Below are 14,383 nucleotides of genomic sequence, written 5' to 3'. Positions count from 1 at the left end.
TATTCGAATGAAAAATATTCTCTGCGTCGTCGGCACGCGTCCCGAAGCGATCAAGATGGCCCCTGTGATCCTCGAGCTGCGCAAGCAGCCGTGGGCTAACGTGCGCGTGTTGGCAACAGCCCAGCATCGCCAGATGCTGGACCAGGTGCTGTCTTTTTTCGACATTCAGCCTGACATCGATCTGAACATCATGCGCCCCAACCAGGCGCTGACGGAACTCACTGCGCGCCTTTTGCTGGAGCTGGACACAGTGCTCAAGGCAGAGAAGCCAGATGTGGTCTTGGTTCAAGGCGACACAACGACGGTCATGACCGTGGCGTTGGCCTGTTTCTACCACCGTATTCCGATCGGGCATGTGGAGGCCGGCCTGCGCACATGGGATATGCAGAATCCGTTCCCCGAAGAGGCCAATCGCGTTATCGCGGGCAAGTTGGCCCGCTGGCACTTTGCCCCCACAGAGGGCTCGCGCCAGAATTTGCTGAAAGATGGAATAGCTGATTCAGACATCATCGTCACGGGCAACACCGTGGTGGACGCCTTGCTGGCCACCGCGCAGCGAGATCTGGATCTGGGCATCACATTGCCGGCAGACAAGCGCATGGTGCTGGTGACCTCTCACCGGCGAGAGAACTTTGGCGCACCGTTCCGCAACATCTGCCGCGCATTGCAGACGTTGGCGCAAAACAATCCGGATGTAGAGTTTCTCTATCCGGTTCACCCCAATCCAAATGTGAAGGATGTGGCGTATGAGTATCTGGCGCATATCCCGAACGTCACCTTGTGCGAGCCGCTGGACTATGCGCCCTTTGTCGCGGCCATGAAGCGCGCCTATCTGATCCTCACTGATTCCGGCGGGGTTCAGGAAGAAGCGCCCGCTCTGGGCAAGCCGGTGTTGGTGCTGCGTGAGGAAACCGAGCGGCCAGAAGCTGTAGAGGAAGGTGTTGTCAAACTGGTGGGTTCCGACTACGACAGGATCGTCGCTGAGGCCCAACGCTTGCTTGACGATGAAGCAGCCTACAAAGCAATGGCGCGAGGTGTATCACCCTACGGTGATGGACACGCTGCTGAGCGCATCGCTCGTCTACTTCAAGAGCAGCTTCTGTGAAGGTTCTGCTGATCGCCTATGAGTTTCCCCCAATTTTGGCGGCGCAGTCTTTGCGCTGGCTCCATTTAGCGAACGAATTGGTCGCACAGGGGGTTCAGATAGAGGTGATCTGCCCAGACATTGCTCCCAATCAGGCGTTTCCGTTGGCGCTGGATCGACGCGTTATTACTCACCGGGTTTGGCCAGGCCCATTCATTGGCCTTGGTGAATATGCAGCCAAGCGTGCTGCAGCGCAAAGTTCAGTGTCTAACGACCAAGCATCGGTTGCGCCCTCGGCTAAGCCATCGCTGCTGTCTAGAGCTTATGGGATCGCTCGAGATCTGCTCAACCGCGTTGTCTATCCCGACATCCGAAGCGAATGGTATTTTTTTGCGCGCAAGAAACTCAAGGAGCTCTTGGCTGCGAATCGGTACGACATCGTGCTGAGTTCGCACGAACCTGCGGTAGATATCTTCGTAGGGTTGTATGCGAAAAGGGCGAAGCTGCCGTGGGTCGTGGACTTGGGCGACCCGCTGCTCACACCTTACTCTCCGCGTTGGCGCAGGGGAATCGATCTGCGCGTGGAGCGCCGCATCATGCGCCAAGCAGACCATGTGGTGGTCACAGATGACAAGGTCATTGAATTGCTGGTGGAGCGGCATGGTGCTCATCTGCGAGAGCGGATGTCGACAATCTCTCAAGGGTTTCCTGCATCCGCACCTGTTGAGCAAAAAAGTGCCAACGCTAGTTTTAGCATTTGCTTCACTGGTAACTTCTACAGTGACTTCAGAAATCCCACGCAGCTCGCTGATGCGTTACGCACGCTGCAAGGGGTCGATTTCACTTTTCATATCATTGGCAACAATGGCCGCTTCAAGCCCCTCTTTGACGGCATCCAGGGCGTTGAGTTTTTGGGCCAGAAGAACCATAGTGAGTGTCTGGAGTGGCAGCGTCGCGCTGATCTATTGATCAACATTGGTAACGTGCAGAATTACCAGATCCCCGGCAAGATCTATGAGTATCTGGGGTCTGGCACCCCAATTCTGCACATTCAGACCAGCGAATCGACGGATCCCGGCGCTGTGCTCATTGACAGGACTAAAGCAGGTGTTGTCATCAAGAATAAGTCCCAAGAGATAGCCCTTGCGCTCTCCTCCCTCCATGAACAATGGATGGCTGACCCAACTGCACTTGTAAAGCACAGAGAGGAGTCGCTAATTCAATGCCATACTTGGCTGCAAAAGGCGACTCTGTATCGTAAAGTGATCTCTCAATTGCTTATATGATGAAACCGGTGCTGCTTTAATGTGAGAGATATAAATCTGCCGATTTCTTTAATAATTATAAATCCCTGAATATAAAATGCCATCATGTCTAAATATACCAAGCAAGGCATAATAAAATCATCATTTTTGATGATTAATGAATTGATCGCGTCAAGCGCGATAGTGTTCATCAGCATCTTTTGCGGTCTCTTGTCAATTATTTGCGTATTTGTGTATGGAAACTCCATCCTAGCTGATTTAGTTTCCAATGGCCTTGAAGTCAAAAGCTATTTTGTTTCCGCCATCGTTCTCTTCTTATTTATTTTTACCCTGTATAGTTTTATAAATAGAAGAAAGCATATCAATCCTGTACTTTTCATTGGTGTTTCAGTTGTTGTTTCGCTCGCAATCCAATGGTTTTACTACAGTGTGGTTCATGCGAACTGGGTCAGTGATTTTCAGCACATGTGGAATATCGCAGGGCAAATGTCGGCGCAAGGTAGATTAATTCCTAATGATATTTATGAGCAACGGGTTCTGCCCATTCTGCTGCCGCTGGTTTATATTTTTGGAAATAATCCGGTTATCGTGCCCATAGCCAATTCGTGTTTTCTAATTGGCATCATGTTGATAGGCTACAGCATCTTGCAGAAAACCCGTGGTCACTATGTTGCTCAAATATTCACCATTTTGTGGATGGCTTGCGCTGAGCCACTTTTTGCACTCAAGATACCGACTCATGATCTTTGGGGTTTGTTTATCATTGCTTGTATATTTTTTGTTATTGTAATCTTCTTTTATAAAGCACGTAAATCTCTTCCTTTCACCTTGGCTATGGGCGTAGTAGCGGGGCTATTGTGCATAATGCTTGATATGCAACGAGAGTTAGGTGCACTCGTTATTGTTGCATGGATTGTTACTCTCGCTATCTACGCTATTAAGAATAAATCCGATCAACAAAGTACCAGCAGACATGTATCGTATTGGGCAATGCTGGTCGTGGCATGTGTTGTTTTCTTGTCGGGTAATGCTGTTCTAAAGCATACACAGCTGATTGTTAATTCCGACTCCCTTAATTATCTGAAATATTTGCGCATAGCGTCGCTCTCTCCAGGATATTCCCCTGGTACTTACGCTTATGCACATAATTTCGGAAATGGACTTCTTGGAGAATTGCCGCCAAAAGCTCAGAAAGAGACCGCACTATCGCTCCTGCTGTCAGATTATATTCTGCAACCAGAGTTTAGAATTTATGGGATAATTTATAAAACCAATCTGATGGCCTACCTGGGTGGACAACATTACTTCTATCAGAATGGTATGGATGTTCAGTCGCCGGTTCTTCTGAAAAATATTGTAAACTATAACAAAATATTATCTTTAATAATATGCTTTTTATTGCTAATAAAACTGAAGTCAGCACTAAAGAAAGATGAAAGCATATCAACAATATTTTCGCTGTCACTATTGTGTATATTGATCGGTGCGCTTACTACAGTTGGTGAAGCCCAGTCCAGATATCTTTTTCCCTTTTGGTTTTTTAGTTCAATTATCATTGCTTCGCAGTACAGAGTCTCTGAAGTTACGGAAGACTCTAGTTTTCGACTCAAGTTCTATTTCAAATTGGGCAGTGCAACCATACTTTTGGGTGCTGCATTTCTTTGGCTATTGTCGTCTAATGCATACAAACCCGAGGACGGAAGGGTATTGTCTCCATTTTCGCTAAAGGTTGAAAATGAACGGTTGCCTTCGTATTCGCCGCCACTGCAATTAGATAAAAACGCATACACCGGTAGAAGCAATGGGATTGGAAAGCTGGGATTTACACTCCTGAGTCCCCACCCAACAGAAGTGCCAGTTCAAATTTCGGCCGCAAAAGAGCTATGCGTTAGGGAAAAAACATCTTTCCGTTTTGGGTATGTCATGCCTTATGTTAATCCTCAAGTAGACGGTGCATTTCAACTGAGCCTATATTTCTCTGGCCGTGAGGTGTGGTTCCAAAGGCTCCCTGATGATGGAAAAATAAAGAATGTAGTTGTTAAGAATATAGCGCCTGAGAACACCTGTGGGAAGCTCGAGTTCACGCTGTCTAGTAAGGATAGGATCTTTGATGAATCCTGGGTGCAGGCCTCAAGAACAGAAATTTATTTTCCACGCTTAACACAGTATTAAATGATTCAGACGGAGAATCTATATGTTGCAAATTAATAATCTATCCGAGCGTATCAATAAACATAAATCTGAAATTTCAGGTGCGGTTGCACGTGTGATAAATAGCGGCTGGGTGGTACTCGGGCCAGAGGTCAAACGGTTCGAGCAGGAATTTGCGCAATATATTGAGGCGCGCCACTGTATTAGCTTGGCTAACGGCACGGATGCGATTGAGCTGGCTTTGAGGGCCATGGGGGTAAGCGAAGGTGACACTGTGGCAACTGTTGCGAATGCCGGCATGTATACGACCACTGCTCTGTTAGCGATAGGAGCTAGTCCATATTTCATGGACGTCGATACTGCTACCCATAATGTCACGCTTCAAGAAGTGGAGAAAGCGCTTTCATTTGGGGTGAGTGCAGTGGTCGTTACCCATTTGTACGGATTGGCTGTTACTGAGATTGAGAGCATCGCTTCTCTCTGCAGCAAAAAGGGTGTGGCGCTTCTGGAAGATTGCGCGCAGGCACATGGTGCACGCATCAATGGCCGACGAGTTGGCTCCTTTGGTACAGCTGCAAGTTTCAGCTTTTACCCTACAAAGAATCTTGGTGCACTTGGAGACGGCGGCGCCGTTATTACGAACAGCGATCAAGTGGCCCAGAAAGTCCAAGGCTTACGCCAGTATGGATGGTCATCAAAATACAAGGTTGAGCTGGGAAATGCCCGAAATAGTCGGTTGGACGAAATTCAAGCAGCTATATTGCTCGAGTTTTTGCCTGGACTTGATGCTTGTAACAGTTTGAGAAGAAATATTGCCAAGACATATTGCGTTGAAATTAATAACGCTAACGTGACCTGTGATCAGGTTAATGATGATAGCTATGTAGCGCATCTGTTCGTTGTTCGTTCCATGCAACGGAATTCGCTGCGCGAGCACTTGAAAAGTGCAGGTATTGCTAGCGATATTCATTACCCCATTCCTGATTATCAGCAGCCTGTATTCAAGGATGAATACAAATCTCTGCATTTGAAGAATACAGCGCAACTGAGTCAAGAGATATTGACGCTGCCGTGCTATCCGGAAATGACTCATATACAAGTGGAGCAGGTCGTGCATGCAGTTAATACTTGGAAACCATGATGTTCTCCATTGTAATTCCTGTGTATAAGAACGAGGCCTCATTGCCTCGCCTCATTTCAGCACTGGCCGAGCTTAAAAACTCGATTCAATGTGAATTGGAAGTTGTTTTTGTAGTGGACGGCAGCCCTGACAATTCATTTGGTCTGTTAAGAGAGTCACTGCACACACTTCCATTTGCAACCCAGTTGTTACTGCATTCTAGAAATTTTGGTTCTTTTGCCGCAATCCGCACGGGGCTGAAAGCTGCCCGAGGTGATTTTTTTGGAGTGATGGCTGCAGATTTGCAAGAGCCTCCAGAGCTGATGATTTCGTTTGCAGAGGCACTTCAAAAAGACGAATGCGATGTCGTGGTTGGTACCAGAACTGGCCGGGATGATCCTTTTCTGAGCCGAATTGCCTCGCAAGCTTTTTGGTCTCTTTATCGCAAATATGTTGTCAAAGATATGCCCTCAGGAGGCGTAGATGTCTTTGGCTGCAATCGACAATTTCGCGATGAGCTACTGCAGTTGCAAGAGTCACGGTCATCCTTGGTTGCCTTGATTTTCTGGCTCGGGTTTAGGCGTAAGCTGATTGACTATTCTCGGCAGGCGCGACAGGAGGGCGTTTCAGGTTGGACGTTTCGCAAGAAATTGGATTACATGCTAGACAGCATTTTCGCCTTTTCTGATGCTCCTATCCGGGCACTGTTACGTCTTGGATTCATCGGCTGCCTCATCTCCGTGCTGTTGATGGTCATGGTTTTTGTGGCAAAGATCGTCGGTGATATTCCTGTGCCAGGTTACACAGCTACCCTGCTTGTCGTACTTTTCTTTGGCGCACTTAATATGTTCAGCCTAGGGATTGTTGGTACCTATGCTTGGCGAACCTACGAGAACAGTAAGCAACGACCACTTGCAGTCACCTCTCTTATCTTCAATAATTTTGAAAAACACCATGACTGATACGCCTAAGATTCACGCAACAGCAGAAGTGGGTAGTGCACAAATTGGCGCGGGCACTAGCATCTGGCAGAATGTGGTTGTTTTGGCTGGTGCAAAAATTGGCAAGGATTGCAATATCAATGCTCAGTGTTTTGTAGAAAACGATGTTGTCCTTGGAGACCGGGTCACGGTGAAATCTGGCGTCTATTTGTGGGATGGAGTTCATCTGCAAAATGACGTATTTGTAGGCCCCAATGTCACATTCACTAATGATAAATTCCCCCGCTCAAAACAGTATCCAGAGCATTTCTCCAAGACGGTAGTTTGCGAAGGTGCATCTATTGGTGGAGGGGCTATCATTCTTCCAGGTGTTCGCATAGAGCGTGGCGCCATGGTAGGTGCCGGTGCGGTGGTTACAAAAAATGTACCTCCTTTTGCGATTGTGGTTGGAAACCCTGCCCAGATAGTTGGTTACGTTTCTGGATCGGTAACATCAGGCGCATCTACGGTTGTCCCGGCGACCTCACCTCAGTTGGGTAGTCCTGTCAGCGTTGGTGTGGGTGCAGTCAAGCTTCATGCCCTAAAAGTCGTTGGCGACATGCGGGGAGATCTCTCAGTGGGTGAAATTCCTACCGAGATTCCATTCGATGTTAAGCGGTATTTTTTGGTTTTCAATGTACCCAGCACCAAGACGCGTGGGGAACATGCGCATCATCAATGCCATCAGTTTCTAATCTGCGTCAAGGGTTCCTGTTCGGTCGTTGTGGACGACGGCAATCATCGAGCGGAAGTGCTGTTGGATACTCCAGGTAAAGGACTTCATCTTCCTCCGCTGACTTGGGGTATCCAGTATAAGTATTCCAAAGATGCGGTGCTGTTGGTTTTTGCATCTCACGCTTATGATGCAAAAGACTACATTCGAGACTATTCGGAATTTACCAGTGTCGTGAAACATCATTCTTAAGATGAATTATTTCAGTCTGACGCCTCAAGTCAAACGCTGGCTACGCTTTGTCGTGGGTGGCGGGATGAATACTGGGTTCTCTTACTTGATTTATCTTTTAGGCGGTTTGATATTCAGCTACCAAGTTGCCTATTTTATCGCTTACGTTTCAGGGATTATTTTCTCATATTGGTTTAACGCACGATTTGTATTCCATATTCCGCTATCATGGAAGGGTTTGCTTTCATATCCGCTTGTTTACTTAGTGCAATACCTGATATCTGCGCTTTTGTTAGGGAGCGCTGTTGAGTATTTGGGTATTAACAAGTACATTGCTCCCTTAGCTATTACGCTGATCACCCTCCCTCTGACCTATTGCATGAGCAAGCTTCTGCTGGGCGCTGGCAAAAATGCGCCATCCCGCCACTCTCCGTAATGAGCTCTCCTAAGACATCCAAGAAATTGGACCTGATTCTGGGCTCCGATGCCCTCCGCCCCCCATTGACCGGCATTGGCCGTTACACCTACGAGTTGGCCAGGCGTTTGGCAGACAGTGAAGATATCGCTCGCTTGCGCTATTTCTCGATGGGCCAATGGGTTGAGGACCCGATTGCCGCGTTGAGCCAACCCGTTGCCGACGGTGCGCCGGTTGCCACGCCAGAGCACAAAACTTTGCGCGACCACTTGTCCTCCAACCGGGTTGCGGTGCGCGTGTTTGCCGCGCTCACCCCCGCAGTCTTTGGCTGGCGGTTGCGTGGCAACAAAGCTGCCATTTACCATTCGCCCAATTACATCGTCCCACCGTTTTCCGGTAAGACGGTCAGCACGGTTCACGACCTTTCTCACCTTCTGCACCCGGAGTTCCATCCGCAGGCCCGCGTGGACTATCTGCGCCTTGCGCTGGATGCCAGCCTGGCTCGGACAGACCAGGTCATCACTGTCTCGGAGACCGTGCGACAGGAGATGTTGGCCCACGGCCTCATGTCTGCAGACCGCATCAAGGCCATCCCTTTGGCGGCTGATGCGGTGTATCGTCCTCACTCTTCAGAGATGTTGATCCCTGCCATGGAAGCGCTCGGCTTGCAGGCAGGGCACTACAGCCTATTTGTGGGCACGGTTGAGCCACGCAAAAATGTGGCGCGCCTTATCCAGGCTTATCGGCAGCTTCCAGCTGCACTGCGGCAGGCGTGCCCGCTGGTGGTCGCTGGTGGCAAAGGCTGGAACTCTGAAGCCATCCATGCAGAGTTGGCGGCCGCACAGGCAGAGGGTTGGCTGCGCTACGTGTCCTTTATCGACCAACGCTGGCTGCCAGCGCTGTACGCGGGGGCGCGTCTGATGGCCTATCCTTCCCTCTACGAAGGCTTTGGTCTGCCCATTGTGGAGGCGATGGCCAGTGGCACACCTGTGCTCACCTCCAACACCTCCTGCATGCCCGAAGTCGCCGGCGGTGCCGCCTATTTGGTCAATCCACGCGATGTGGATGACATCTGCCACGGTTTGGAGCACTGCTTGAGCGACGAGGCATGGCAGGCCGATGCGCGGGCCAAAGGGCTTGCACGAGCGGCACAGCTGTCATGGGACCGCTGTGCCAGCGAGACCATTGCGGTGTACCAGCAACTGGCTTGAGGCAGCCCGCCCGCTGCATTCCCGCTTCAGAACGGCCGGGATGTACCCACGGACTTGCCTGGCAACAGGTGTGGCAATCTACCTCAAGGCCAATCCACAAACGAATGCCGCCACCCCGTCCACACCGCGGGCCCCTGCGCCATCTCTGCATCACTCAGCAGGCAGCTGTCCAGCTGCGCGCGCAGCGTCTGCTCGTCCATGTCCATGCCGATCAACACCAGCTCCTGGCGGGCATCGCCTACGCGGTCGTCCCAGGCTTGCCGTATCAGGGCCAGCGCCTCTTCGTCCTGCGGCCAGCGCTCTTCGGGCACGGCGGCCCACCAGTAGCCGGCCGCGCTGTGGCGCGCCACGGCACCGGCTTGTGACCACTGGCCTGCCAATGTGGGGTGGCTGGCCAGCCAGAAAAAGCCTTTGGAGCGCACCACCCCTGGCCATTCCTGGTTGATCAGCGCAAAAAAGCGCTCGGGGTGGAAGGGGCGGCGGGCGCGGTAGACAAAGCTGGCAATGCCATAGGCCTCCGTCTCGGGCTGGTGGCTGCCGCGCAGCTCCTGCAGCCAGCCGGGGGCCTGGGATGCCTGCTCAAAATCGAACAGGCCCGTTTGCAGCACCTTGTGCAGCGGCACCTGGCCAAACACGGCCAGCTCAATGCGGGCGCGGCGGTTCAGGCCCCGCAAGATGCCCATCAGCTGCTCGCGCTCTGCGTCAGACACCAGGTCGGCCTTGTTGAGCACGATCACATCGCAGAACTCGATCTGCTCGACCAGCAGGTCGACCACGGTGCGCTGGTCCTCATCCCCCAGCGATTGGCCGCGTGCCCGCAGATGGTCGCGCGAGCTGTAGTCGCGCAGAAAGTTGAAGGCATCGACCACCGTGACCATCGTGTCCAGCTGCGCCACATCGCCCAGGCTGCGGCCGTCCTCGCCGGCAAAGGTAAAGGTCTCGGCGACGGGTAGGGGCTCGGAGATGCCGGTGGATTCGATCACCAGCTGGTCAAAGCGGCCTTCGCGGGCCAGGCGGCTGACTTCCAGCAGCAGGTCCTCGCGCAGGGTGCAGCAGATGCAGCCATTGCTCATCTCCACCAGCTTCTCATCGGTGCGCGACAGCTCAGCCCCGCCCTGGCGCACCAAAGCGGCGTCGATATTGACTTCGGACATGTCATTGACGATGACCGCCACGCGCCGGCCTTCACGGTTGTTCAGGATGTGATTGAGGAGCGTGGTTTTGCCGGCCCCCAGAAAACCGGAGAGCACGGTGACGGGGAGTTTGGAGGGGCGTGTCGTTGCCAGTGGGTAGGAGAGGGTGGTGGAAGTCATCGTGGAATGCGGGGTTGGCGCTGGCTCGGGCGGCTGGCTGCATGCCCAGGTCAGCGCTGGGTGGTGCATGTGTTCGTGATGCGATATGTTATAACATAACACAATCAAGCTGATTTTTCTCAAGCGTTCACTGGGAACCGGGGTTGGCAGCTGTTGAGATGTGGAAAGGACAGCGATGATTCCCCGAACCTACGCGCAGTGGCGGCACTGCATCACCGTCGAATGCGGCATCCCCTTGAGCGCCGACTTCATCGCGCAACGGCTGGCGGTCTGGCGCAATGCGGAGTTGGAAGAGACGCAGCGCTTCAGGCGCCTGTACGGCGATGCGCACTGGCAGGCGGTGCAGCGCTGGTTGCTGCAAGCCGCTCAAGAGCAGGAGCGCGCCGCTGCGGAGCCCCCGCTGGCAGCGTCCGCACAGCAGAGCGGCTAAACTCGGGCCTCTGCCTTTGTTGTCACCATGTCCACAGCCGCCAAAACGCCCCCGCCCGAGTTGACCAAGCACCAAGCGCTGGTGCTGCAAGCGCTAGCGCGTGAGGCCAATCCAGCCAGTGCCTATGCCTTGCTGGACCAGCTGCGCGACGAGGGCCTGCGTGCGCCCCAGCAGGTCTACCGCGCACTGGACAAGCTGATCGAATACGGCCTGGTGCACCGGGTGGAAAGCCTCAACTCTTTTGTGGTCTGCGCGCATGCCCATGCCGAAGGCCATGACCATGGCCTCGTGGTGTTCGCCATTTGCGATAGCTGCGGCCAGGTCGATGAGTTTTTGGAGCCTGCGGTAGAGCGCCGCCTCAAGACCTGGTCCAAGGCCAACGGTTTCCGGCCCAGCAGCACCCATGTCGAGATGCATGGCACCTGCAGCCGCTGCGCTGCTGCGCCCGCCGCCTAGCGCGCCGGATTGCTGTTTCTCTCCCTTTCCTGTACCGCGTTTTTTTCCGCACCGCTTGGCCGCCGTGGTCAGGCAGAGCCGCGCTTTTTTCGCCAGTCTGGTGTTTTGATGTTATAACATCACATTTTTGAAATGTGCCAGGTGTTTAGCCGGTGCCGCCCAGCGTAATCTGGGTGCGCGGCACCTGCGAATGGGCGAGCTATGGGATCAATACACACAACCAGGCGCCGCAGCGCCTTGCAGGCCTCGGCGCTGGCGCGTTGCCTGCTGGCACTGGGCCTGAGCGCGCTGCTATGGGGCGTGGTGGCATGGGCGGTACAACAGCCGTGATGCAGTCCGTTCCCCCTTTGCCAGTGCCGGGCTGCAGCGTGGACTTTGAACTCTCCAACCTGGGCCTGGGCTATGGCGGCAGGCTGGCACTGGGCGGTGTCAGCGGGCAGTTTGCGGCCGGATCGATGACGGCCATCGTCGGCCCCAACGGGGGCGGTAAATCGACCCTGCTCAAGGGCTTGCTGGGGCTGCTTGCGCCGATGCAAGGGTCGCTGCGCTGCCGCTATCCGCGTGCGGCACTGGGCTATCTGGCGCAGGCCTGCGAGGTGGAGCGTGACTTCCCCATCAGTGTGGAAGACTTCGTCAGCCTGGGCCTGTGGGCGCAAACCGGCGCGCTGGGGCCGGTCAGTGATGCGCAGCGCGCGCAGATCGGTGCAGCGCTGGCAACGGTAGGTCTGCAGGGCTGGCAGCCGCGCTGGATTGCCGAGCTCTCGGGCGGGCAGTTTCAGCGCATGCGCTTTGCCCGGCTCTGGGTACAGAACCCGCCGGTGATCTTGCTGGACGAGCCGTTCACCGGCGTTGATGAGCCCTCCGTCGATGTGCTGCTGCAGCTGTTGCGGCAGTGGCATGCGCGGGGCAGAACGGTGCTGGCGGTGCTGCATGACCGCGAGATGGTGGAGGCGTTCTTTCCCGAGGCCTTGGCGCTGGCGGGCACCCAGCTGGGCTGGGGCGCCACCGCCGATGTGCTGCCGAGCCTGGCAGCACGCGCCGGTGCCAGGAGGCGCGCATGATCGCCGAGCTGTTGTGGCAGCCCTTTGTGGACTATGGCTTCATGCGCCGCGCGCTGGCCGGCTGCCTGGCCCTGAGTGCTGGGGCTGCGCCCTTGGGCACCATCTTGCTGCTGCGCCGCATGAGCCTGGTGGGCGACGCTATGTCACATGCCATCTTGCCGGGCGCTGCCCTGGGCTATTTGCTGTTTGGCCTGTCCTTGCCGGCGATGACGATCGGCGGCCTGGCCGCGGGCCTGGTCGTGGCCATGCTCTCGGGTGTGGTGACCCGTTACACCGCCTTGCGCGAGGACGCAAGCTTTGCCGGCTTCTACCTGATCTCGCTGGCGCTGGGCGTGTTGCTGGTCTCGCTGCGCGGCTCCAATGTGGATCTGCTGCATGTGCTGTTCGGCTCGGTGCTGGCGCTGGATGATCCCACCCTATACCTGACCGCCACCATCGCCAGCCTGTCGATGCTGGGCCTGGCGCTGATGTACCGGCCCTTGCTGATGGAATGCCTGGACCCCGGCTTTTTGCGCATGCAGGGACGCATGGGCAGCATCAGCCATGCGCTGTTCATGCTGCTGCTCGTGCTCAACCTGGTGGGGGGCTTCCATTCGCTGGGTACCTTGATGGCGGTGGCCCTGGTGGTGCTGCCCGCCGCCAGTGCGCGGTTCTGGCTGCGCGGTGTGGGCCTGCAGATGGCGCTGTCCACCGGTATCGCGATGGCTGGCAGCGTGCTGGGCCTGCTGCTGTCCTACCACGCGGGCATTGCGGCATCGGCCGCCATCACCTTGAGCCTGGGCTGCCTGTACCTGTTGTCCTTGTGCCTGGGCCGGCTGGGCAGCGTGCGCGCGCAGCGCCACAGGCCGGGCAACGATTCTGTGTCTGAACCAATGGGAGTATCCGAATGAGCAATTTTTACCTGAACCGCCGCGCGATGCTGGGGCTGGCGCTGACCAGCGCCTTGCCGGCCAGCGCCGTCTGGGCTGCGGGCCAGCCGCTGCCCGTCGTGGCCAGTTTCTCCATCTTGCAGGATCTGACCCTCCAGGTCGGCGGTGACTTGGTCAGCGTCTCTGCCCTGGTTGGCCCTGATGGCGACGCCCATGTGTTTGAGCCCACGCCGCAGCAGGCGCGCCAGCTGCAGCAGGCCAAAGTGCTGGTTTCCAATGGCCTGGATTTTGAAGGCTGGTTGCCGCGCCTCAAGAAGGCTGCAGGCTTCCAAGGCCAGGAGATCATCGCATCGCAGGGCATTGCGGTACGCGCCTTGCCCAAGGGCCAGGGCCACGACCACGGGCATGACCATGGCGCTGACAAGGCGGGGCATGACCATGCTCACGACTATGGGCACGGCCACCACCATGGCCCCAACGACCCCCATGCCTGGCAGGACGTGAAAAACGCCATCGTCTATGTGCGCAATATCGCCAAAGGCCTGGCCACGGCAGACCCGGCCAACGCGGCCCGCTACGACCGGCAGGCCACGCAGTACATTGCCCGCCTGACTGCGCTGGATGCCAGCCTGCGCCAGCGCTTTGCCGCCGTGCCCGCAGCGCGGCGCACCGTCGTCAGCACCCACGATGCCTTTGGCTACTTTGCCCAGGCCTATGGCCTGCGCTTTGTGCCGGTGCGCGGCCTGTCGACCGAATCCGAGCCCTCGGCCCGCGACATGGCGGCGCTGGTCAAGCAGGTGCGCGAAGAGCGCATCGGCGCCATTTTCCTGGAGAACATCTCCGACCCGCGCCTGCTCGAACAGCTGTCGCGCGAGACGGGTGCTGCCATCGGTGGCCGGCTCTACTCCGATGCGCTGTCGCCTGCAGGTGGCCCCGCTGCCACCTATATCGACATGGTGGAGGCCAACGCTGCCACCTTGCTCAAGGCCTTGCAAGCGGGCTGACCAACGCTGGTTGCAGAGCACGCTGCCTATCCCTGCGCCAACGCAGGCAGCGTGGATGCTGCACCCGGCTTCTCAGCGGCTGCGCCAAAGCCGACCGGCTGCGTTACCTGCTCGGTTTGC

At 55.3% G+C, this 14,383-nt stretch carries 15 protein-coding genes; 14 read left to right on the top strand and 1 reads right to left on the bottom strand.

Going from position 1 to position 14,383, the window contains the following annotated elements:
• Nucleotide 1: 1 nt before the first annotated feature.
• From wecB to AB7A72_RS13530, 8 genes are all read left to right on the top strand, one after another.
• The gene (gene wecB / locus AB7A72_RS13565) at nt 2-1,105 is read left to right on the top strand and encodes a non-hydrolyzing UDP-N-acetylglucosamine 2-epimerase (protein ID WP_369460353.1); all 1,104 of its coding nucleotides are present in this window, start codon (nt 2-4) and stop codon (nt 1,103-1,105) included.
• Nucleotides 1,102-2,370 carry a glycosyltransferase gene (locus AB7A72_RS13560; protein ID WP_369460284.1) on the top strand — a complete coding sequence of 423 codons (1,269 nt, stop codon included), beginning with the start codon at nt 1,102-1,104 and terminating at the stop codon, nt 2,368-2,370. Before wecB ends, AB7A72_RS13560 begins: the two co-directional genes overlap by 4 nt.
• A gap of 84 nt (nt 2,371-2,454) precedes the next feature.
• On the top strand, nt 2,455-4,521 hold the full coding sequence (locus AB7A72_RS13555; RefSeq protein ID WP_369460283.1) for a hypothetical protein: 2,067 nt from the start codon (nt 2,455-2,457) through the stop codon (nt 4,519-4,521).
• 22 nt (nt 4,522-4,543) lie between these two features.
• Nucleotides 4,544-5,641, top strand: coding sequence for a DegT/DnrJ/EryC1/StrS family aminotransferase (locus AB7A72_RS13550; protein WP_369460282.1), 1,098 nt, complete (start codon nt 4,544-4,546; stop codon nt 5,639-5,641).
• On the top strand, nt 5,638-6,582 hold the full coding sequence (locus tag AB7A72_RS13545) for a glycosyltransferase family 2 protein (RefSeq protein ID WP_369460281.1): 945 nt from the start codon (nt 5,638-5,640) through the stop codon (nt 6,580-6,582). The genes AB7A72_RS13550 and AB7A72_RS13545 overlap by 4 nt, the downstream gene beginning before the upstream one ends.
• On the top strand, nt 6,575-7,525 hold the full coding sequence (locus AB7A72_RS13540) for a WxcM-like domain-containing protein (protein ID WP_369460280.1): 951 nt from the start codon (nt 6,575-6,577) through the stop codon (nt 7,523-7,525). The genes AB7A72_RS13545 and AB7A72_RS13540 overlap by 8 nt, the downstream gene beginning before the upstream one ends.
• A 1-nt stretch (nt 7,526) precedes the next feature.
• Complete coding sequence (locus AB7A72_RS13535; RefSeq protein WP_369460279.1) at nt 7,527-7,940, top strand: GtrA family protein; 414 nt, start codon at nt 7,527-7,529, stop codon at nt 7,938-7,940.
• Nucleotides 7,941-7,966: 26 nt separating this feature from the next.
• Nucleotides 7,967-9,130: a glycosyltransferase family 4 protein gene (locus tag AB7A72_RS13530; protein ID WP_369460278.1), complete on the top strand. Its 1,164-nt coding sequence runs from the start codon at nt 7,967-7,969 to the stop codon at nt 9,128-9,130.
• An 83-nt stretch (nt 9,131-9,213) separates the two neighbouring features.
• Here the strand turns inward: AB7A72_RS13530 and zigA are convergent, their stop codons facing one another.
• Nucleotides 9,214-10,443: a zinc metallochaperone GTPase ZigA gene (gene zigA / locus AB7A72_RS13525; RefSeq protein ID WP_369460277.1), complete on the bottom strand. Its 1,230-nt coding sequence runs from the start codon at nt 10,441-10,443 to the stop codon at nt 9,214-9,216.
• 175 nt (nt 10,444-10,618) lie between these two features.
• Here zigA and AB7A72_RS13520 point away from each other — a divergent pair, with 175 nt between their 5' ends.
• From AB7A72_RS13520 to AB7A72_RS13495, 6 genes are all read left to right on the top strand, one after another.
• Entirely contained in the window at nt 10,619-10,873 is a 255-nt protein-coding gene (locus tag AB7A72_RS13520) for a hypothetical protein (protein WP_369460276.1), read from the top strand.
• A gap of 27 nt (nt 10,874-10,900) precedes the next feature.
• Nucleotides 10,901-11,329 carry a Fur family transcriptional regulator gene (locus AB7A72_RS13515; protein WP_239809965.1) on the top strand — a complete coding sequence of 143 codons (429 nt, stop codon included), beginning with the start codon at nt 10,901-10,903 and terminating at the stop codon, nt 11,327-11,329.
• 201 nt (nt 11,330-11,530) lie between these two features.
• A complete protein-coding gene (locus AB7A72_RS13510; protein WP_312453642.1) occupies nt 11,531-11,659 on the top strand; it encodes a hypothetical protein in 129 nt (42 codons plus the stop codon).
• Complete coding sequence (locus AB7A72_RS13505) at nt 11,659-12,390, top strand: metal ABC transporter ATP-binding protein (protein WP_369460275.1); 732 nt, start codon at nt 11,659-11,661, stop codon at nt 12,388-12,390. The genes AB7A72_RS13510 and AB7A72_RS13505 overlap by 1 nt, the downstream gene beginning before the upstream one ends.
• The gene (locus AB7A72_RS13500; protein WP_369460274.1) at nt 12,387-13,280 is read left to right on the top strand and encodes a metal ABC transporter permease; all 894 of its coding nucleotides are present in this window, start codon (nt 12,387-12,389) and stop codon (nt 13,278-13,280) included. Before AB7A72_RS13505 ends, AB7A72_RS13500 begins: the two co-directional genes overlap by 4 nt.
• Entirely contained in the window at nt 13,277-14,263 is a 987-nt protein-coding gene (locus tag AB7A72_RS13495) for a metal ABC transporter substrate-binding protein (RefSeq protein ID WP_369460273.1), read from the top strand. The genes AB7A72_RS13500 and AB7A72_RS13495 overlap by 4 nt, the downstream gene beginning before the upstream one ends.
• Nucleotides 14,264-14,383: the final 120 nt, after the last annotated feature.

This window comes from Comamonas sediminis (assembly GCF_041107495.1).
In the GTDB taxonomy this organism is placed as follows: Bacteria; Pseudomonadota; Gammaproteobacteria; order Burkholderiales; family Burkholderiaceae_C; genus Comamonas; species Comamonas sediminis.
The sequence above is the reverse complement of the archived record's forward strand: the minus strand, read 5'-3'. Positions and strand labels throughout refer to the sequence as shown.

Coding starts and splice junctions, on each gene's coding strand:
- AB7A72_RS13555 (WP_369460283.1), top strand. CDS start 2,455: ATGTCTAAATATACCAAGCAAGGCATAATAAAATCATCATTTTTGATG.
- AB7A72_RS13550 (WP_369460282.1), top strand. CDS start 4,544: ATGTTGCAAATTAATAATCTATCCGAGCGTATCAATAAACATAAATCT.
- AB7A72_RS13545 (WP_369460281.1), top strand. CDS start 5,638: ATGATGTTCTCCATTGTAATTCCTGTGTATAAGAACGAGGCCTCATTG.
- AB7A72_RS13540 (WP_369460280.1), top strand. CDS start 6,575: ATGACTGATACGCCTAAGATTCACGCAACAGCAGAAGTGGGTAGTGCA.
- AB7A72_RS13535 (WP_369460279.1), top strand. CDS start 7,527: ATGAATTATTTCAGTCTGACGCCTCAAGTCAAACGCTGGCTACGCTTT.
- zigA (WP_369460277.1), bottom strand. CDS start 10,443: ATGACTTCCACCACCCTCTCCTACCCACTGGCAACGACACGCCCCTCC.
- AB7A72_RS13520 (WP_369460276.1), top strand. CDS start 10,619: ATGATTCCCCGAACCTACGCGCAGTGGCGGCACTGCATCACCGTCGAA.
- AB7A72_RS13515 (WP_239809965.1), top strand. CDS start 10,901: ATGTCCACAGCCGCCAAAACGCCCCCGCCCGAGTTGACCAAGCACCAA.
- AB7A72_RS13510 (WP_312453642.1), top strand. CDS start 11,531: ATGGGATCAATACACACAACCAGGCGCCGCAGCGCCTTGCAGGCCTCG.
- AB7A72_RS13505 (WP_369460275.1), top strand. CDS start 11,659: ATGCAGTCCGTTCCCCCTTTGCCAGTGCCGGGCTGCAGCGTGGACTTT.
- AB7A72_RS13500 (WP_369460274.1), top strand. CDS start 12,387: ATGATCGCCGAGCTGTTGTGGCAGCCCTTTGTGGACTATGGCTTCATG.
- AB7A72_RS13495 (WP_369460273.1), top strand. CDS start 13,277: ATGAGCAATTTTTACCTGAACCGCCGCGCGATGCTGGGGCTGGCGCTG.